Source organism: Pseudomonas paraversuta, from assembly GCF_904067025.1.
GTDB lineage: Bacteria > Pseudomonadota > Gammaproteobacteria > Pseudomonadales > Pseudomonadaceae > Aquipseudomonas > Aquipseudomonas paraversuta.
On sequence record NZ_CAJFDA010000001.1, the window covers coordinates 3,997,923 to 4,017,688 of the forward strand.

Below are 19,766 nucleotides of genomic sequence, written 5' to 3' on the forward strand. Positions count from 1 at the left end.
CATGACAAACCCTACCCCCAATCAGCTGTGGGAGCTGGCTTGCCAGCGATTGCATCCCCCCGGTGTTGCAGGCCAACCCCATGGACCGTATCGCTGGCAAGCCAGCTCCCACAAGATTACCGCGCTATGTCTGCTGGCCATCGCCCTGGCCGGCTGTTCCGGCCTGCCCGATCAACGCCTGGCCAATGAAGCGCTCAAGCGCGGCGATATCGCCACCGCGCAACAGAACTACCAAGTGCTGGCAGACCTGGGCTACACCGAGGCCCAGGTTGGCCTGGCCGATATCTGGATGCAAAGCCGCGACGCCGGGCAATTGAAAAAAGCCGAAGCCACCTACCGGGCAGCGGCGAAAACTTCGCCCCGGGCCAAGGCGCGCCTGGGTCGCTTGCTGGCAGCCAAGCCAGGCGCCAGCGAAGCCGAACTGCACGAAGCGCAAACCTTGCTCAAGCAAGCCTTTGCCAGCGGCGACGCCAGCAGCCTCACGCCTTTGGCCATGCTGTATTTGCAGCACCCGCAGAGCTTCCCCGAGGTCAACCCGCAACAACAAATCAGCCAATGGCTCGCGGCCGGCTATCCCCAGGCGGGCCTGGCACAAATTGCCCTCTATCGCATCCAGGACACCTACGACCAGCATCTGGATCAAGTCGAATCCATCTGCAAACAGGCGCTGGCCAGCAATGACAGCTGCTACGTCGAGCTGGCCACGGTTTATCAGAAACAAGGCAAAACCGAGCAACAGGCACACCTGCTCAAGCAACTGCAAAACGCTTACAGCCGTGGCACGGCATCAGCCCAGCGGGTCGACGGGGTCGCCCGGGTGCTGACCGCCTTCGGCACTCCCGACCCGGACACGGCCAAGTCGTTGCTGGAGAACATCGCACCGGTTTACCCGGCGTCCTGGGTCAGCCTCGCGCAACTGCTCTACGACTTCCCGGAACAAGGCGATGTCGCGCAATTGCAGGAGTACCTGGACAACGGCCGGGCCGCAGACCAGCCGCGAGCCGAGCTGTTGCTGGGCAAGCTGTACTACGACGGCAAGTGGCTGACCCCGGACGCGGCAAAAGCCGAGGCGCATTTCCTGCAGGCAGTGGATAAAGAAGTGGCCGCCGATTACTACCTGGGGCAGATCTACCGCCGGGGCTACCTGGGCCAGGTCTACCCGCAAAAAGCCCTCGATCATTTGCTCAAGGCCGCCCGCAACGGCCAGAACAGCGCCGACTTCGCCATCGCCCAGCTGTTCTCCCAGGGCAAGGGCACCCGCCCCAACCTGCTCAATGCCTATGTATTCAGCCAGTTGGCCAAAGTCCAGGACACCCCGCAGGGCAACGAGCTGGCCGCGCAACTCGACGAGCAGTTACCCGTAGAGCAGCGCGCACAAGCCCGGCGCCTGCTGCAAAAAGAACAAGCGCTGCGTGCCAGCCTGAGCCAGAACGCCCTGGCCGTGCAGTCGCTGGAACAAGAAAACGGCGAGGAAGCCCTATGACCCTGAATCCCTTTGTGAAAGCCGGCATTGGTCTGTCTTTCGCCCTGCTGTGGTCGTGTCCGACCCTGGCCGCCCTGACCGACGAGCAGAATTTCGGGCTGGACCTGAAAGTCACCGCCCAGTCCGAAGACGACCGCGACCTGGGCACCCGCGAGGGAGGCGACGTCAACGGCGTGGGTCTGGACCTGCGCCCCTGGGTATATGGCGAGCGCGGTAACTGGAGCGCCTACGCCATGGGCCAGGCCGTGACCTCCAGCGACATTATTGAAACCGATACCCTGCAGCAGTCCGATCAAGAGCAATCGAGCAGCGGCAATGACGCGCGCCAACCGGACAAAAGCTATCTGGCTTTGCGCGAATTCTGGATCGGCTACAAAGGCTTCACCGCTTACCCCGGCGAGCAGCTCAAACTCGGACGCCAGCGCCTGCACAACGATGACGGCATGTGGCGCGATACCAATATCGAAGCCCTGAACTGGACCTTCGACACCACCCTGCTCAAGGCCAACCTCGGTGCTGCGCAGCGCTTCAGCGAGTACCGCACCGACCTCAGCGAACTGGCCCCGGACGATCAGGACCGGTTGCACCTGTACGGCGACATTTCGGCGCAATGGCAGCCCGGCCAATGGGTCGGCGTCCGCGCCCACCACAGCCACGACGACGGCAAGCTCAAACACGAAGGCGCAGAAGTCGACGCCCTGGATAAAACCCGTAACGGCGACCTGACCTGGCTCGGTATCGAGGCCAACAGCGACGCCTACAACTACCGCAACAGCAACACCGTCAATTACTGGGCCAGCGTCACCGGCATGACCGGCAAGCGCGACACCCTGGCCACCTCGACGGTCGACGGGCGCACCCTCGCCGGCGCCAAAACCAGTGACGACGTCGACGGCTGGGCCACCGACCTGGGGGTACGTTTGCGCCTTGATCCGAACTGGCAAGTGGGCGCTGCCTACTCCCGGGCCAGCGCCGACTACCAGCAGACCGGGCTTGAGAGCAACCGCTCCAGCTTCACCGGCACCCGCTCGCGGGTCCACCGTTTCGGCGAAGCCTTCCGTGGCGAGATGCAGAACATCCAGAGCGCCAGCCTGTTCACCTCGTGGCAGTTGCGCGAGGACTACGACGCCAGCCTGGTCTATCACAAGTTCTGGCGCGTCGACGCCAGCAAACCGGTGGGCAGCAACGGTATCAATGCCGTAGAAAACAGCGAAGACCCCACCAGCGGCCTGCTCTCCAGCACCTCGCTGCCGCTGGTCGACGGCAAAAACGACCTCGGTCAGGAAATGGACCTGGTGGTCACCAAGTACTTCAAACAAGGCCTGCTGCCGGCCGCCCTCAGCCAGTCCATCGATGAACCTTCGGCGCTGGTGCGCTTTCGCGGCGGTGTATTCAAGCCCGGCGATGCCTACGGCAAAAGCGTCGACTCATACATGCACCGCGCGTTTGTCGACGTGATCTGGCGCTTCTGATGACCACGCCAACGGGAGTGCGAGAGATGAACCATCCTGCCAATAAAGGCGCAATCAGCCTGCTGGCCGGCGCCCTGCTGCTGGCAAGTTCAGTCGCCTTTGGCAATGTCGAGCCACTGCGCCCGGGCCTGGCCAAAGAGCTGCAACAGGCCAGGACCTATACCGTGCGTACTGCCCCCAGTGCGCCGCTGGAAATAGCCAAACCGGCACTGCCCGACACCAGCGGCTACACCGCCGAAGCAGTTGCGGCCAAGATCGTGCGCAGCACCGCCGGCAAGGTCAGCGTGCGCCGCATGATGCAGGAAAACGCCCTCAAGGATTTCATCGGCGGCGACAACAAGATGGCCGAATGGGTGGTGCGCCAGGGCGGTATCCCCCAGGCAATTTTCATCGACGACGGCTATGTAAACCTCAAGGATCTGGCCCGCCGCCTGCCGAAAAAATACTTCAGCGAAACCGCACCGGGGGTGTACCTGGCACGCTTGCCGATCGTGGTCGGGCACAAGGGCATTCTGGACATCGACAGCAGCACCAGGGAGCTGCGCCTGTCCGAAGAAGCCGGTGCGTTCATGGTCAACGACGGCCAGCTGTTCGTACGCGACACCAAGGTTACCGGCTGGCGCGAAAAGGCCAACGGCCCGGCGACCTTCCGTGATGCCAAAGAGTTTCGCCCGTTCCTGCTGGCCTGGGGTGGCACCGAGACTTATATCGTCAACAGCACAATGGCCAGCTTCGGCTACGCCAACAGCAAGTCGTACGGGGTGAGTATTTCCCAGTACACACCCAACATGGCCAAGGTGGTCAAGCGCGATGAGCCCACCGGCTGGATCCTGGGCTCCGAATTCTCGGACATGTGGTACGGCTTCTACTGCTATGAAACCCGCGACTTTGTAGTCAAGGGCAACACCTACCGCGACAACATCGTCTACGGCATCGACCCCCATGACCGTTCCCGCGGGCTGATCATCGCCGACAACGATGTATTCGGGACCCAGCGCAAGCACGGGATCATCATTTCCCGCGAGGTGAACGACAGCTTCATCTTCAACAACCGCAGCCATGACAACAAGTTGTCGGGCCTGGTGATCGACCGCAACAGTTCCAACAACCTGATTGCCGACAACCAGATTTTCCAGAACCACACCGACGGCATCACCCTGTACGAGAGCGGCGACAACCTGCTGTGGGGCAACAAGGTGATCAACAACCGTCGCCACGGAATCCGGGTGCGCAACAGCGTGAATATCCGGCTGTACGAAAACATCGCCCTGGCCAACGGCCTGACCGGCATCTACGGCCACATCAAGGATTTGACCGATACCGATCGCGATATCGACCTCGACCCGTTCGACACCCAGGTGTCACTGATCCTGGTGGGCGGCGAACTGGCCGGTAACGGCAGCGGCCCGCTGAGTATCGACTCGCCCCTGAGCATCGAGCTGTATCGGGTATCGATGCTGGCCCCGAGCAAATCCAGCGGCATCAGCTTCAACGGCATTCTGGGTGAGCGTCAGAGCGAGATTCTCGACCTGCTGGTGCGCCAGCAAAAAGCCGTGCTGATCGACCCCGTTGAACGCCAGACCGAAATGCGCGACTGAGGATGACTGTTATGCCCCCAAAAATGATCAAATTTCTAAGCTTGTCGGGCCTGACCGCCGCCATCCTCGCTGTCAGTGCCGGCGTGCAGGCAGATGAGATTCAAGCCCCGGCGTTCAACGCAGAACCCTGCTGCAACCTGTGCCCCCAAGCCCACGATGCGAAAAACTACACCACCCGCTACCAGCAAAACTTCACCACCCTGGTGCAGGCTGAAGGCGACTGGCTGTTCCGCACCCAGGAAGACCTGCGCACCGAATTCGATACCACCCCTGCCGGCTACCGACGCATGCAGCAACTGCACGATGCGTTCAAAAGCAAAGGTGTGGAACTGGTGGTGGTGTATCAACCGACCCGCGGGCTGGTCAACCGCAACAAACTGATGCCTGCCGAGCGTGACCGCTACGACTACGACAAGGCCCTGAAAAACTACCAGGCCATGCTCGGGCGCTTCGCCAAAATGGGCTACCACGTGCCTGACCTGTCGCCTTTGACCAACGAAAAACAGGCCCACGATTTCTACTTCCGCGGCGACCAGCACTGGACACCCTACGGCGCCGAACGCACCGCCAGAATCGTTGCCGACACGGTGAAAAAAATCCCCGCTTTCGCCGATATTCCCCGGCGCGAATTCGAAACCAGAATCTCCGGGCGCATGGGCAAGACCGGCACCCTGCACAACATGGCCGGCCAGTTATGCGGCACCAGCTATGCCGTGCAGTACATGGACCAGTTCAGCACCGAGCCCAGGGGCGAAGCCGCTGACGGCGACCTGTTCGGTGATTCGGGCAACCCGCAGATCACCCTGGTGGGTACCAGCCACAGCGGTAAGAACTACAACTTCTCGGGCTTTCTGGAGCAGTACATCGGTGCCGACGTGCTCAACGTCGCCTTCCCCGGTGGCGGCCTTGAAGGCTCGATGCTGCAGTACCTGGGCAGCGAAGAATTCCAGAAAACCCCGCCCAAGGTGCTGATCTGGGAGTTCTCGCCGCTGTATCGCCTCGATCAGGAGGTCACCTACCGGCAAATGCTGGCCCTGCTCGACAACGGTTGCCAAGGCAAGCCCGCGCTCCTGAGCAACAGCACCACGCTCAAGCCCGGCGCGAACCAGATGCTGGTCAATAGCCGCAACCTGGACCTGCGCAACGCCAATCACCAAATCGACATCCGCTTCGCCGATCCGTCGGTGAAAACCTTGCAAGCCACCCTCTGGTACATGAACGGACGCCACGAGAATCTGAAAATCGACAAGCCGACCACTTCCGACACCGACGGGCGTTTCGCCTTCGAGCTGCGCACTGACGAAGACTGGGCCAGCCAGAACTTGCTGGCCATTGAAATCGAGGGCCCGCAAGCCGGGGCCGAGCCGCAGAAAGTCGAGGCCCGACTCTGCAAACGCAACGTATTCCCCTCCCCTGCGCATCCCGACGCGCAGGCCGGACGATGAGGTATCTGATGCCAACTGCACCGATCACACTACGTTCATTACTGACCCCCGCCCTTCTCGGGCTGGCGATGTTTGCCAGCACCGCCAACGCCGCCGGAGCACTGCGCCCGCCCCAGGGTTATTACGCCCCGGTGGAAGCCTTTAAAACCGGCGATTTCAAAAACGACTGCGGGACCATGCCGCAGCCGTATACCGGCAAGCTGGAATTTCGCAGCAAATACGAAGGCTCGGACAAGGCCCGCTCGACACTTAATGTCGACTCGGAAAAAGCCTTCCGCGACGCCACCTCCGGCATCACCACCCTGGAACGCAGTACCAGTAAAAAGGTGATGCAGTTCATGCGTGACGGTCGCCCGCAACAGCTTGAATGCACGCTGAACTGGCTCACTGCCTGGGCCGAGGCCGATGCGCTGATGAGCAAAGACTTCAATCACACCGGCAAGTCGATGCGCAAATGGGCGCTGGGCAGCATGGCCTCGTCTTATATCCGCCTGAAATTCTCCAGTTCGCAGCCCCTGGCCCGGCATCCACAGCAGGCGCAGGTGATCGAGGCCTGGTTCAGCAAAATGGCGGATCAGGTGGTCAGCGACTGGGACAACCTGCCGCTGGAAAAAACCAATAACCACTCGTACTGGTCGGCCTGGTCAGTGATGGCCACCGCCATCGCCACCAACCGTCGCGACCTGTTCGACTGGTCGGTGAAAGAGTTCAGGGTCGGCGCGAGTCAAGTCGACGCCCAGGGCTTTTTGCCCAACGAACTCAAGCGCCAGCAACGCGCCCTGGCCTATCACAACTACGCCCTGCCGCCCCTGTCGATGATCGCCAGCTTTGCCCTGGTCAATGGCGTGGACCTGCGCAACGAAAACAACGGGGCCCTGAAACGCTTGGGCGAGCGCGTGCTCAGCGGGGTCAAGAACCCGGATGAGTTCGAACAAAAGAACGGCAAGAAGCAGGACATGACCGACTTGAAAGTCGACGCCAAATTCGCCTGGCTCGAACCGTTCTGCACCCTCTACACCTGCACCCCGCAGGTGATTGAAATGAAACGCGGCATGCAACCGTTCAAGACCTTTCGCCTGGGTGGTGACTTGACCAGGGTCTACGACCCGGCCCACGAAAAAGGCAAATAGCCCACCACCCTGACCCTTCTGTAGGAGCGAGCTTGCTCGCGAGCTCTTCGAGATCAAAAGATCAAAAGATCGCGAGCAAGCGCGCTCCCGCAGACGGGAAGAAGGGATTGCATCGATTTACCCCCCCGAGTTTTTCATGGGGGGTTTGGGGGGGCCTGGCCCTTTACTGTTGGTCAACACGGAGAAGTCAGGATGGTTTTTTCATCCAATGTGTTCCTGTTTATGTTCTTGCCAGTATTTCTGGCGCTGTATTACTTGAGCGGGCAACGCTATCGCAATCTGCTGCTGCTGCTCGCCAGCTATGGGTTCTACGCCTGGTGGCGGGTGGATTTCCTGGCACTGTTTATCGCCGTCACCCTCTGGAACTACTGGATCGGCCTCAAAGTCGGGGCCGCCGGGGTGCGCACCAAACCTGCCCAGCGCTGGCTGTTGCTCGGGGTAGTGGTCGACCTGGCGATTCTGGGCTACTTCAAGTACGCCAACTTTGGCGTCGACAGCATCAACGCCATGATGAGTTCGGTCGGCCTCGACCCGTTTATCCTGACCAACGTACTGCTGCCCATAGGGATCTCGTTCTACATCTTCGAGTCCATCAGCTACATCATCGACGTGTACCGCGGTGACACCCCCGCTACCCGCAACCTCATCGACTTTGCCGCCTTTGTGGCGATCTTCCCGCACCTGATTGCCGGTCCCGTGCTGCGCTTTCGCGACCTGGCCGACCAGTTCAACAACCGTACCCACACCCTGGATAAATTCAGCGAGGGCGCCACGCGGTTCATGCAGGGCTTTATCAAGAAGGTGTTCATCGCCGACACCCTGGCAGTGGTCGCCGATCACTGTTTTGCCCTGCAGGACCCGACCACCGGTGATGCCTGGCTCGGCGCGCTGGCGTACACCGCGCAACTGTACTTCGACTTCTCCGGTTACAGCGACATGGCGATCGGCCTGGGCTTGATGATGGGTTTCCGTTTTATGGAAAACTTCAAGCAGCCCTACATCAGCCAGTCGATCACCGAGTTCTGGCGCCGCTGGCACATCAGCCTGTCCACCTGGCTGCGTGATTACCTGTACATCACCCTGGGCGGCAATCGCAAAGGCACGCTGACCACCTACCGCAACCTGTTCCTGACCATGCTGCTCGGCGGTTTGTGGCACGGCGCCAACATCACCTACATCCTGTGGGGGGCCTGGCACGGGCTGTGGCTGGCGCTGGAAAAAGCCCTGGGCCTGAACACCAATCCCCGGGCCCTGAACCCGATCCGCTGGGTACTGACCTTCTTCATCGTGGTGCTGGGCTGGGTGATTTTCCGCTCCGAAAACCTGCACGTCGCCGCTCGCATGTATGGCGCCATGTTCAGCTTCGGCCAGTGGTCACTGTCGGAACTCAACAGCGCCAACCTCACCGGCCTGCAGGTTGCCACCCTGATCGTTGCCTACCTGACCCTGGCCTTTTTCGGCCTGCGCGACCTGTACCACACGCCAAAAACAGCCGGTAAAACAGACGCCGACGGCCCTGCCACCGCGCAACCGGGCCTGATCAAGGCCGTCCCCGGCGATGTGCCGGGCAGCCTGCACCTGCCCGGTTATACCCAGGGCGCCGAGGCCACTGTGCAACCGCCGTACTGGGTCGCTGACTGGCCGCGCTACGCCATGCGCAGCCTGATCGTGCTGCTGTTCATCGCCTCGATTCTCAAACTTTCGGCGCAAAGCTTTTCGCCGTTCCTCTACTTCCAGTTCTAAGGGGAGCCGACCATGAACCGGACTTTACGCATCCTCTACGTCACCTTCTTCTGCGGCCTGCTGGTGGGCCTGGGGCTGCTGGCCACGCGCAGCTTCATTGGTTTCAACACCACCGACAAAGACACCGTACTCAACGGTCGCTGGAGCAAAGCCGTCGAAACCCGTTACGACGATGAATTCCCGATCAAGCGTCTGGGCACCAACCTCTGGGCAGCACTGGATTTCACCCTGTTCAACGAAGGTCGCCCCGGCGTGGTGCTGGGCCGCGATCAATGGCTGTACAGCGACGAGGAGTTCAAGCCGTGGCCCGATGCCGAGCAGCACGTGGCAGACAACTATGCCCTGGTTGAGGGCGTGCGCCGGACCCTCGAGGAACGCGGGATCAAACTGGTAATGGCCGTGGTGCCGACCAAGGTGCGCCTGTATCCCGAACATATGGGTGAGCAGCGCCCGGCCGCCATTTATGCCGATCTGTACCGTGACTTCCATGCCCGCCTGGCCGCCAGCAAGGTGCTGGCGCCAGACCTGCTGGGCCCGCTGCAACAGGCCAAGCAGGCCGGGGCCCAGGTGTTCTTGCGTACCGACACGCACTGGACGCCGGACGGCGCACTGATTGCGGCCCAACAACTGGGGGCTTCGATTGCCGAGCAATTCCCCCTCAGCGGCAGCCCGCAACAGTTTGTGACCCAGGCGCAAAAAGTTGTGCAACACAACGGCGACCTGGAGCGGTTCCTGCCACTGGACCCGTTGTTCAGCAACCTGCTGCCGCCGTCCGAACCCCTGGAAAAACGCAGCACCCGCCCCGCCGAATCGGCTGCTGACAGCGAAGATTCATTGTTCACCGACAGCGAAGTGCCGGTGACGCTGGTGGGTACCAGCTACAGCGCCAACCCCAACTGGAACTTTGTCGGCGCCCTGAAACAGGCGCTGCGCAGTGATGTGATCAATGACTCCACAGACGGCCACGGGCCGATCCTGCCGATGCTCGCTTACCTGCAGAGCGATGGGTTCAAAAACAGCCCGCCCCAGGTGCTGATCTGGGAGTTCCCCGAGCGTTACCTGCCGGTGGACAACGAGATTGGCGATGCCGACCCGCAGTGGGTCGCGAGTCTGAAACAGGCCACCGGCCGCCAACCGCAAGTCGCACAGAACACTGCTGAATCCGAGACGCCCGACCGGGCGCAAAACTGAAAGAGAGGTACTACTGATGTCATTCAAAGCCATGCCGTTTACACCTGCTCCACGTCGTCTCGCCAAATCCCTCGCGCTGGTTGCGAGCATGAGCCTGCTCTCAATGCAAGCCTTGGCCGGCGGTGATGCCGCCCTCTACGGCCCGGTTGCGCCGAAGGGCTCGAGCTTTGTGCGTATTTTCAACGCCAGCCCCCAGCAAGTCAGTGCCACCGTGGGCAACACCGCCCTCGACGACGTGCCCGCCCAGGGCAGCAGCGAGTTCAGCTTTATGCCCCAGGGTGATTACAGCGCCAAAGTCGGCAGTCAGAACCTGTCGGTGCAACTGGCCGCCGATCACTATTACACCCTGGTCAACAGCGCCAGCGGCCAGCCGCAATTGATTGAAGAACCACCGTTCAAGAACAAACAGAAGTCCCTGGTGCGGGTGCAGAACCTCACCGATAAAACCCTGACCCTGAAAACCGCAGACGGCAAGACCGAGGTGGTCAAGGCCGTGGCCGCCAAGGGCCGGGGCGAGCGCGAGATCAACCCGGTCAAGGTCAGCTTTGCGCTGTTCGATGGCGAGCAAAAAATCACCGATCTCAAGCCTGTAGCCCTGGAACGCGGTGAAGCCGCCGTGCTGTACGTCATCGGCAGCGGCGCCAGCGTCTCGCCGACCTGGGTAAAGCGCCCGGTTTCGACCCGCTAAAAGCCTGCCCTTGTCTGTAGGAGTGAGCTTGTTCGCGATCTTTTGATGTTGTTTCAACAATCAAAAAATCGCGAGGCAAGCTCGCTCCTACGGGGAAAACCTATTTCAGATTTGGAGAGACAACATGATTCCGGTAATTCTTTCTGGTGGTAGCGGTTCGCGTCTGTGGCCTTTGTCGCGCAAGCAGTTTCCCAAGCAGTTTCTGGCCCTGACCGGCGAGCAGACCCTGTTCCAGCAAACCCTCGAACGCCTGGTATTCGAAGGCATGCAGGCGCCGATCGTGGTGTGCAACAAAGACCACCGTTTTATCGTCAATGAGCAATTGGCCAACCGCAGGCTCGAGACCCAGCGCATCCTCATGGAACCTTTCGGGCGCAACACCGCGCCTGCCGTGGCGTTGACGGCGATGATGCTGATCAATGAAGGCCGCGACGAGTTGATGCTGGTACTGCCCGCCGACCACGTGCTGGAAGACCAGAAAGCCCTGCAACGGGCGCTGGCCCTGGCCACCGTGGCCGCCGAGCGCGGCGAAATGGTGTTGTTCGGCGTGCCGGCCCTCAAGCCCGAAACCGGCTACGGCTATATCAAGTCCGCAGCCGACGGCTTACTGCCCGAAGGCGTCAGCCGGGTCGCATCCTTCGTCGAAAAACCTGATGCCAAACGCGCTGCCGAGTTTGTCAAAAGCGGCGGCTATTTCTGGAACAGCGGCATGTTTCTGTTCCGCGCCAGCCGCTTTCTCGAAGAGCTCAAACAGCATGAGCCGGATATCTATGACACCTGTGTGCTGACCCTGGAGCGCAGCCAGCAGGATGTCGACACCATCGACATCGACGACGCCACCTTCGCCTGCTGCCCGGACAACTCCATCGACTATGCCGTGATGGAAAAAACCCTGCGCGCCTGTGTTGTCCCGCTGACCGCAGGCTGGAGTGACGTGGGCTGCTGGTCATCGCTGTGGGACGTCAATGAAAAAGACGTCAACGGCAACGTCTGCAAGGGCGATGTGGTCATTCAGGACAGTACCAACTGCATGATCCACGGCAACGGCAAACTGGTATCGGTGATCGGTCTGGACAGCATTGTGGTGGTGGAAACCAAGGACGCAATGATGATCGCCCACAAGGACAAGGTTCAGGGGGTCAAACAGATGGTCAACACTCTGAACAAACAAGGCCGCAGCGAAACCCAGAACCATTGCGAGGTCTATCGTCCGTGGGGCTCCTATGACTCGGTGGACATGGGCGGGCGGTTCCAGGTCAAACATATTTCGGTCAAGCCCGGCGCCTGCCTGTCGCTGCAAATGCACCACCACCGCGCCGAGCACTGGATCGTGGTTTCGGGCACGGCAGAGGTGACCTGCGACGAGAACGTGTTCCTGCTCACCGAAAACCAGTCGACCTATATCCCGATTGCCTCGGTCCACCGCCTGCGCAACCCGGGGAAAATCGCCCTGGAAATCATCGAAGTGCAGTCCGGCAGCTATCTGGGCGAAGACGACATCGAGCGCTTTGAAGATGTATACGGACGCTCGACGCCAGTGGGCCGTGGCGTATCGATCAAGACCATCGCCCAGTAATCGCTGCCGCAGGCCATTGCTTTCGGCTCTGCGGCGAACAAAAGACCTCGCAGCCTGCGGCAGCGATTACAAGTGCCGCAGAGCGGCATCGTGCTTGATGCCGCGCGCTTCACCCCTCATGCTGACAGCTCATCTTCAGTCAAGGCGAGCGTCATGCTTATCGGCGTTTTACTGATCTTCACCTGGCTCATCCTGCTGCTGCGCTATCCGTCCAAGGCCTTGCCGGTGTCGCTGGCGGCAGTGATCGGCCTGGGTCTGGTGGCAGCCTCAGTGGCGTGGCTGGACAACCGCGAAGCCCGGCAACTGGCACGGCTTGAGCTGCGCATTACTTATGCCCCCGGCGAATGCCCGGCTGACCGCCCCCTCTCTGTTACCCTGCGCAATGGCAATGACGTACCGCTGATCGAGCTGAGCTGGCGTATCGCGGCCTATGCTCCGGGCGATACCGTCAACCTCGCCGACAACCTCTACACTGCCCCGCGCTATCGCGGACCCGGCGAGCTGCAAGGCGCTGCGAGCTGGCATGACTGTTTGCCCATGCCGACCTTGCGCGCCGGCTATCGCCCGCAGACCCTGGAATTTCGTGCAGAGCGCCTGCAAGGCAGCTTTTCCAACTAAGGATTTTTTGATGCCCCGTGTCTTGATCACCGGTTGTTCCAGTGGCATTGGCCGCGCGCTGGCCGATGTCTTCCACAAGGCCGGCCATGAGGTCTGGGCCTGTGCCCGCAAACCGCAAGATGTGGCCCGACTGGCCACGGCCGGGTTTAACGCGGTGCAACTGGATGTGAATGATCCGCCAGCGCTGGCGCTCCTGGCCGAACGTCTGGCCGATGACGGTCTGGACATGCTGATCAACAACGCCGGTTATGGCGCCATGGGTCCGGTGCTCGATGCCGGCGTCGAGGGCATGCAGCGCCAGTTTGAAACCAATGTTTTTTCCGTGGTCGGCGTCACCCGTGCCCTGTTTCCGGCATTGCGCCGCAACAACGGACTGGTGGTGAACATAGGCAGCGTTTCCGGGGTGCTGGTCACTCCGTTTGCCGGAGCCTACTGCGCCTCGAAAGCCGCCGTGCACGCCCTGAGCGATGCCCTGCGCATGGAACTGGCACCCTTTGGCATTCGCGTGCTGGAAGTACAGCCCGGCGCCATCGATACCTCGTTCGCCAGCAATGCCTGCGCCGAGGCTGAAGTGCTGATTGCCCAGGATTCGCCCTGGTGGCCGATGCGTGAAGGTATCCGCGCTCGCGCCAGGGCTTCACAAGACAAGCCGACGCCGGTGGCAGCGCTTGCCGAAGCGGTGTTCAAAACCACGCAAAAAACCAGGCCGCCGGCGCTATTGCGTTACGGCAATGGCAGCCGTGCCCTGCCGCTGCTGGCCGCGTTACTGCCGGGCTGCCTGCTGCAAAAAGTCCTCATGAAGCGGTTCGGGTTAAATACCGGGAACTGAAGAACTGTCACCTGTAGGAGCGAGCTTTAGAGGCTCGCGCCTACCGTTTTTTAGCTCTGGTGTTTCATGAAATCGATAAACACCCGCACTTTGAGCGGCAGATGGCGGGTATCGGGATACAGGGCGTACACCCCCTGGCGGGTCAGTTGCCATTCAGGCAGCAGGTGAATCAGGCGGCCGGTGCGCAAGTCGTCTTCGATCAGCCAGTCGGGCAGGATCGCCACGCCCTGCCCGGTCAGGGCAAAGGCGCGTAACACCGAGGAATTGTCGGCCTTGATCCGCGCCCTGGCGGGGTTGGGTTGATAGGCCTGAGTCGCTGCGTGGCTGACATGGCTGATACTCAACTCCCCGACCCGCCCGTGCTCCAGCCACGGGGTCTGCTCAAGGGCATGCACGGAGTCGATGGGCGCCACGCTGGCGACAAATGCCGGTGAGGCCACGGGCAGAATAGCGAAAGTACTCAATTGCACGGCCCGATGGCTGGAGTCCACCACCCGACCGAGCCGCAGGGCCACGTCAAAACGCTCGGAGATCAAGTCTGCGTGGGTCGATGAAGTGGACAACTGCACCTTGAGTTCGCGGTGCAGGTCGCGAAACAGCTCCAGCGCCGGCACCACCTTGGCCAGTGCATATTCCACAGTGGTGGTAATGCGTAATGTGCCCTTGAGCTCGGTGTGTTCGCTGCGGGCTTCGTCTATCGCCAGTTGCGCGGCTTCCAGCATGCTCAGGCAGTGCAGATAAAAACGCTCGCCGGCCTCGGTCAGCGCCAGCCGCCGGGTGTTGCGCGTCAGCAGGGTCACCCCCAGCTCGGCCTCCAGCCGCTTGATATTAAAGCTCACCACCGCGCGGGTCTGGCCCAGCAAATCGGCGGCGGCGGTCAGGGAGCCGGCTTCGACCACAGCTTTGAAGGTGTCGAATCGATCGAGACTGACCATGCTGAATACCGCCCATTGTCAAAATAATTTTGACAATCTAGCAGCCCGGACGCCGTTCCTCCAATCGCAAAAGCAGCCTACTGTGCCCGGCGCAATCAAGGAGCCGGTCATGGCCTATCGCAACAAAATCGCCCTGGTGTATTTACTGGGCTACGCACTGGATCTGCTGAACATGTTCGCCGCCGCCATTGCCTACCCCGACATCAGCCAACAACTGCAGGCTTCGGTCAGCCAGCTGGGCTGGGTCGGCAATGCCTACATGCTCGGCCTGACCCTGGTCATCATCCCCGGCGTGTGGCTGGCGGCAGTGTTTGGCGAAAAGCGCCTGATCATGGCCTCGCTCTTGCTGTTCAGCCTGGCGTCATGGGGCGTGGCGCAGGCAGGCTCGATTGAGGCGCTGATTGGCTGGCGCCTGCTGCAGGGGCTGGGCGGCGGGTTATTGATTCCGGTCGGCCAGGCCATGGTCTATCGGCATTTCCCCGTACGCGAACGGGCTCGCCTGACCTCGGTGATTTTGCTGGTGGCGTTGTTGGTGCCCGCGCTGTCGCCGACCCTGGGTGGGCGGATCGTGGAGGCATGGTCATGGCGCTGGGTGTTTTATGCCAACTTGCCGCTGGCGTTACTGGCGCTGTTGCTGGCCGGCTGCTGGCTCAAATCAGAGTCGCCCCCGACCCCACGCCCGACGCTGAATTACCACAGCCTGGCAACCGGAGCCCGGAGCATGGGGGGCTTGCTGAAAAGCCCGTTGTTGCGGGTGGCGATGCTCACTTATCTGTTCATCCCCGGGATTTTTATCGGCACCCAGCTGGTGAGTATTTTGTATTTTCACCAATCGGGTTTAAGCCCCGCGCAGACCGGGGCCCTGATGCTGCCGTGGGCACTGGCCTCGGCCCTGGGCATTAGCCTGAGCCGCTATCAATTCAATCACCTCGGGCCAAAACCCTTGCTCCTGCTGGGCATGACGGCCCAGGCAGCGGGTATTGCGCTGTTGATCCAGGTGGATGCATCAAGCACATGGCAGACGATGGCGCTGTACGGACTCATGGGCTTTGGCGGCAGCCTGTGCAGCAGTACCGCGCAAAACACCGCGTTTATTGATGTCAGTGCCCAGCGCATGGGCCATGCCAGCGCGCTGTGGAATATCAACCGGCAGTTGAGTTTTCTGCTCGGCCCGGCGTTGATGATGGGCCTGTTCGCGGCTTTGACCGCGCTCACCTCGACGCCCCGCGCCTTTGCCCTATGCTTTGCCATCGGCGCCGCGTTGACCCTGTTGCCGCTGTTTGCAGTGTTACGCCTCAATACCCCACGCGTGCTGGCGTTGCTGGCACCCTGACCGAAGAGAAATTGATGACTGACTATTCGCGCTACTTCGACCTTGTAACCGAAACCCACGTCGAGATTGAAGGCTGGTTTTCCGGACTTGAGCCAGGGGTGCTGCCCACCTTGCTCGGGCGTTTTTCAGAGCAGTTTTCGATGATCACGCCCAGCGGCAAAGAGCTGGACGCGAACGCTGTAGAGGCGCTGTTTGAACAGCTGCGCGGTGCCCGTCCGGGGCTGAAGATCACCTTGAGTGACTTCAAGGGCATCGCCCTGTATGGGGACGGCGCGGTGGTCAGCTACCGCGAGTTGCAAGAGGAACACAACGGCAACCGTACCGATCGACGCGCCACCGTGGTGTTTGAAAAGGACGCCAGTGCCAAGGTGCTGTGGCGCCATTTGCATGAGACCTTCAGCGCGGATTGATACCCCGGGCAGGCCCTGTGGGAGCTGGCAAGCCAGCTCCCACAAAAAAACATTATTGCGCTGCTGCATCCTGCTGCACGATCACCGTGCAGGTGGTGCCCGCTGCCAGCAGGAAGCCGTCGGGGATTTCGTCGATGTGGATCCGCACCGGTACCCGCTGCGCCAGGCGCACCCAGTTGAATGTAGGGTTAACGTCGGCCACCAGCTCCCGGCTCTCGGGGTTGTCGCGGTCGTAGATGCCCCGGGAAATGCTTTCAACATGGCCCTTCAATACTTCGCCGCTCATCATCTGCAGGTCGGCTTTGTCGCCCACGCGAATGTGCGGCAGTTTGGTTTCTTCGAAGAAGCCATAAACCCAGAACGAGTCCATGTCGATCACCGCCATTTTCGGATCGCCGACCCGCGCATAGTCACCGCGATGCACATTGAGGTTGGTCACGTAACCGTCCACCGTAGCCAGTACCTTGGTCCGCTTGAGGTCCAGTTGCGCCGCGTCCAGCTGGGCCAGGGCGTGCTGGTAATCGGCCAGGGCCGAGTCGGCGATGTTGCTGGCGTCGTCGCGGTTCTCGCGGGAGATCACCATGCTGTCCATGTCTGCCCGGCGATGGGCATTGACCTTGCGCATCTCCCAGGTAGCCTTGCGGGACGCCACCAGCGATTGCGCCTGCTTGACCATGATCTGGTAGTGCTCGGGGTCGATTTCCAGCAGAACGTCGCCCTTTTTCACCAACTGGTTGTCCTTGACCGGTACCCCGACCACGTAGCCGTTAACGTCGGCAGCAACGTTGATAATATCGGCCCGCACCCGACCATCACGGGTCCAGGGGGTATTCATGTAATGCTCCCAGAGGGTGCGGCCGATCCATATGGCAAGGGCCAGAACCAGCAAGGTGGCAAGCAGGCTGAAAAACTTTTTCATCGGATCGGTCTCAACGGTAAACAGTGAGCGCCATGGCGCCAAAAAGACAAGCAAACAGGCTCAGGCGCAGCAGCGCCGGGTGCCAGAAGAAGCGGTACAGGTCGTAACCGGAAATCAGTCGGTCAAAGCCCCATGCCAACCCCGCCGCGATAAAAAACATCAGGGTCATACTGGGCATGTAGACGCCGTGGAAGGCGATTTCACGAGGCATGTTCAGTTCCTTGCGGCCGGGCGTAGGCCGCCAGCGGCGATTGCGGATCGAGCAGAGAGGTACGGATAAAATGCAGGTAGCTCTGCACCCGGACCAGCGCCGAGGTATCAAAGTTACGGGCGAACGGTTCATCGGTGGCCTGAACCCGGCCGATGGCGTGATCAACCGCAATCAGTGCACGTTCAAGGTTGCTGTTACTGGGCGCGATGAACAGACGCACCAGCGCCCGGCCCATCACCCGGATGGCCTGCCGCCATGGCTGAGACTCGGCGTAGGCCGGATGCACAGGCAGAATTGCCTGCTCCTTGCGCAACTCGATGATCGCGTGACCGACTTCCAGCACCACAAACATCCAGCGCAACAATTGGCGCTGCACCTTGGGCTGACCGGCAGCCAGACCATAGGCCTGGTGCATCAGGTCGCGGGTACGGCTTTCCAGGCTGGAACCCAGACCGCGCAACTTGCCGCTGATGGCGTACACCACCTGCTCGCGCAGGTCCTGCTCCAGACGGCTCCATAACCAGCGGCTGTTGGGCGGCAGAATGATCGCCCCCGCTGCCGCGCAGACCAGCATGCCCAGCACCATCGCGATGTAGTCATTGATGAACTGGTACGGGTTGTAGATCGTCAGGTTGTCCGGTACCGAGCCGGTACTGAAAAAGATCAGCAAGCCCAGGCCAACCCCGGCGTATTTGGCCCGCGAGGTGAGGAACGAGCCAAATATGATCACCGGCGCCAGTACCAGGCACAACAGCGGGAAACCGTCGATGCGGGGCAGCACGAAGAACATTTCGACAAAGCCCACCAACGCACCGATAAAGGTGCCGCAGGCCATCTGGAACGCCATGCGTTTGGGGTTGGGGGTGGCTGCGGACAACCCCACGGTAGCAGCGGCAATCAGGGTCATGGTGGCGCCGCTGGGCCAGGCCGTCATCACCCAGTAGGTGCCGAGCACCACCAGAATGAACGCTGCCCGAATCCCCGAGGCGGCCGCCGACCACCAGTTGGTTTGCGAGATGAAGGGTTGGTCCCAACGCTCCCGCTCGTGGGTGTGATCAACCAGCGAGGCGTGGGTCTGTGCGTAGTTGTGCAGGTCGTCAACAAAGCGGAACAACAGTTCATAGGCCGTGTTGAAGTCCAGGAAATCCGAAGGGCCCGGATCGGTTTCAAGGAAGCTCACCCGCAGTGCACGCACATGCCCCGGCAGGCCGGCCTTGAATGTCTCCAGCTGCTCGGCCAGCAGCACCGCGTCCTTGTCCGTCAACGAGCGCCCGGCGTAGGTCTCGAGCAACTGCGCGAGCAATTCCAGTTCCGGTTCGATGGCCGATACCACCTGCACCACACCGCGGCTACGAAGACGCGCAAGCAATTGGTGCAGAGCATTGAAGCGGGTGGTGATGGCCATGAACTCACTGTTCAAACGACTCAAACGGCCACTGCGACGACGCATGTGCGGGTCTTCAAACACCGTTACGCTGCGCATGCCTTCCAGGCCAACACTCTCGGCGATAAAACGCACGTTGCTGGCTTCATACTCCTCTTGCGAGGACTGCCCGCGCAGGCCTTCAGCCACAAAACCGGCGAAGACCCCAAAGCGTTTGTACAGCGCGTCATGCATGGCCGCGCCTGCGGTCTTGGGCAAGATCGCAGCACTGACCACCGTAGAACAGAGGATGCCCAGGGAGATTTCCAGCACTCGCCAGACCGCGGCCATAAAGGCGCCATCGGGATGGGCCAGTGCGGGCAGGCCGACCATCGCTGCGGTGTAACCGGCCAGGACAAAACCATAGGCCCGGAAGTTACGGCAACGGGCCGCACCGGCCGAGCAGATGCCGACCCAGATCGCCAGCGAGCCAAGGAACAACACGGTGTTCTGAGCAAACAAAGCGATCAGCGCGACCATCACCGCCGAGCCGGTCAGGGTGCCCAAAAACCGGTAAAAACTTTTGGCGAACACCTGGCCACTTTGCGGTTGCATCACGATAAATACGGTGATCATCGCGGTGCGTGGCTGTGGCAGCTCAAGGCGCATGGCCAGCCACAGGGTCAAAAAGGCCGCGACCAATACTTTGAAAATGTGCACCCAGGTCACGCCATCGCTGCGCACCCAGTCATAGAAGCCACGGCGCCATTCCAGGGAATACAGCCAGCGTACCGGGGCGGGCAAGTGGTTCATTTACAGGCT

General features: G+C 61.0%; 17 protein-coding genes. 13 read left to right on the forward strand and 4 right to left on the reverse strand.

Features of this window, described 5'->3' with window-relative positions:
- The first annotated feature begins 1 nt into the window (after position 1).
- The 11 genes from algK to JQ848_RS18210 all read left to right on the forward strand — a co-directional run bounded on the left by algK (position 2) and on the right by JQ848_RS18210 (position 13,773).
- The gene (gene algK / locus JQ848_RS18160; protein ID WP_003440091.1) at positions 2-1,483 is read left to right on the forward strand and encodes an alginate biosynthesis TPR repeat lipoprotein AlgK; all 1,482 of its coding nucleotides are present in this window, start codon (positions 2-4) and stop codon (positions 1,481-1,483) included.
- On the forward strand, positions 1,480-2,955 hold the full coding sequence (locus JQ848_RS18165) for an alginate export family protein (RefSeq protein ID WP_010656006.1): 1,476 nt from the start codon (positions 1,480-1,482) through the stop codon (positions 2,953-2,955). Before algK ends, JQ848_RS18165 begins: the two co-directional genes overlap by 4 nt.
- Before the next feature lie 26 nt (positions 2,956-2,981).
- Positions 2,982-4,553, forward strand: a complete 1,572-nt coding sequence (gene algG, locus JQ848_RS18170; RefSeq protein WP_202210994.1) for a mannuronan 5-epimerase AlgG — start codon at positions 2,982-2,984, stop codon at positions 4,551-4,553.
- Between the two features lie 11 nt (positions 4,554-4,564).
- On the forward strand, positions 4,565-5,998 hold the full coding sequence (locus JQ848_RS18175) for an alginate O-acetyltransferase (RefSeq protein ID WP_160628366.1): 1,434 nt from the start codon (positions 4,565-4,567) through the stop codon (positions 5,996-5,998).
- A gap of 8 nt (positions 5,999-6,006) precedes the next feature.
- Positions 6,007-7,128: a mannuronate-specific alginate lyase gene (locus JQ848_RS18180; protein ID WP_202210995.1), complete on the forward strand. Its 1,122-nt coding sequence runs from the start codon at positions 6,007-6,009 to the stop codon at positions 7,126-7,128.
- A 192-nt stretch (positions 7,129-7,320) separates the two neighbouring features.
- Positions 7,321-8,871, forward strand: coding sequence for an MBOAT family O-acyltransferase (locus JQ848_RS18185; RefSeq protein ID WP_202210996.1), 1,551 nt, complete (start codon positions 7,321-7,323; stop codon positions 8,869-8,871).
- A gap of 12 nt (positions 8,872-8,883) precedes the next feature.
- Positions 8,884-10,062: an alginate O-acetyltransferase gene (locus JQ848_RS18190; RefSeq protein ID WP_010656010.1), complete on the forward strand. Its 1,179-nt coding sequence runs from the start codon at positions 8,884-8,886 to the stop codon at positions 10,060-10,062.
- Between the two features lie 31 nt (positions 10,063-10,093).
- Entirely contained in the window at positions 10,094-10,750 is a 657-nt protein-coding gene (locus tag JQ848_RS18195; RefSeq protein WP_202211318.1) for an alginate O-acetyltransferase AlgF, read from the forward strand.
- Between the two features lie 124 nt (positions 10,751-10,874).
- Positions 10,875-12,326, forward strand: a complete 1,452-nt coding sequence (locus tag JQ848_RS18200) for a mannose-1-phosphate guanylyltransferase/mannose-6-phosphate isomerase (RefSeq protein WP_003440061.1) — start codon at positions 10,875-10,877, stop codon at positions 12,324-12,326.
- A gap of 153 nt (positions 12,327-12,479) precedes the next feature.
- On the forward strand, positions 12,480-12,944 hold the full coding sequence (locus tag JQ848_RS18205) for a hypothetical protein (RefSeq protein WP_003440059.1): 465 nt from the start codon (positions 12,480-12,482) through the stop codon (positions 12,942-12,944).
- Between the two features lie 10 nt (positions 12,945-12,954).
- Positions 12,955-13,773, forward strand: coding sequence for an SDR family oxidoreductase (locus JQ848_RS18210; protein ID WP_202210997.1), 819 nt, complete (start codon positions 12,955-12,957; stop codon positions 13,771-13,773).
- 50 nt (positions 13,774-13,823) lie between these two features.
- On the opposite strand, the gene JQ848_RS18215 is transcribed toward JQ848_RS18210, so the two are convergent.
- The gene (locus JQ848_RS18215) at positions 13,824-14,708 is read right to left on the reverse strand and encodes a LysR family transcriptional regulator (RefSeq protein ID WP_202210998.1); all 885 of its coding nucleotides are present in this window, start codon (positions 14,706-14,708) and stop codon (positions 13,824-13,826) included.
- A gap of 109 nt (positions 14,709-14,817) precedes the next feature.
- Between JQ848_RS18215 and JQ848_RS18220 the strand changes: the two genes are divergently transcribed.
- Positions 14,818-16,041 (forward strand): MFS transporter, encoded by a 1,224-nt coding sequence (locus JQ848_RS18220; protein ID WP_127196046.1) that lies wholly within the window; start codon positions 14,818-14,820, stop codon positions 16,039-16,041.
- Positions 16,042-16,055: 14 nt separating this feature from the next.
- The gene (locus tag JQ848_RS18225; RefSeq protein ID WP_010656015.1) at positions 16,056-16,451 is read left to right on the forward strand and encodes a DUF4440 domain-containing protein; all 396 of its coding nucleotides are present in this window, start codon (positions 16,056-16,058) and stop codon (positions 16,449-16,451) included.
- Between the two features lie 52 nt (positions 16,452-16,503).
- Here JQ848_RS18225 and JQ848_RS18230 read toward each other — a convergent pair whose 3' ends face one another.
- The 3 genes from JQ848_RS18230 to JQ848_RS18240 are packed head-to-tail and all read right to left on the reverse strand — an operon-like array spanning position 16,504 to position 19,757.
- Positions 16,504-17,370: an efflux RND transporter periplasmic adaptor subunit gene (locus tag JQ848_RS18230; protein WP_003440026.1), complete on the reverse strand. Its 867-nt coding sequence runs from the start codon at positions 17,368-17,370 to the stop codon at positions 16,504-16,506.
- Between the two features lie 10 nt (positions 17,371-17,380).
- Positions 17,381-17,581 carry a DUF1656 domain-containing protein gene (locus JQ848_RS18235; RefSeq protein ID WP_003440024.1) on the reverse strand — a complete coding sequence of 67 codons (201 nt, stop codon included), beginning with the start codon at positions 17,579-17,581 and terminating at the stop codon, positions 17,381-17,383.
- Entirely contained in the window at positions 17,571-19,757 is a 2,187-nt protein-coding gene (locus tag JQ848_RS18240; protein WP_202210999.1) for an FUSC family protein, read from the reverse strand. Before JQ848_RS18240 ends, JQ848_RS18235 begins: the two co-directional genes overlap by 11 nt.
- Positions 19,758-19,766: the final 9 nt, after the last annotated feature.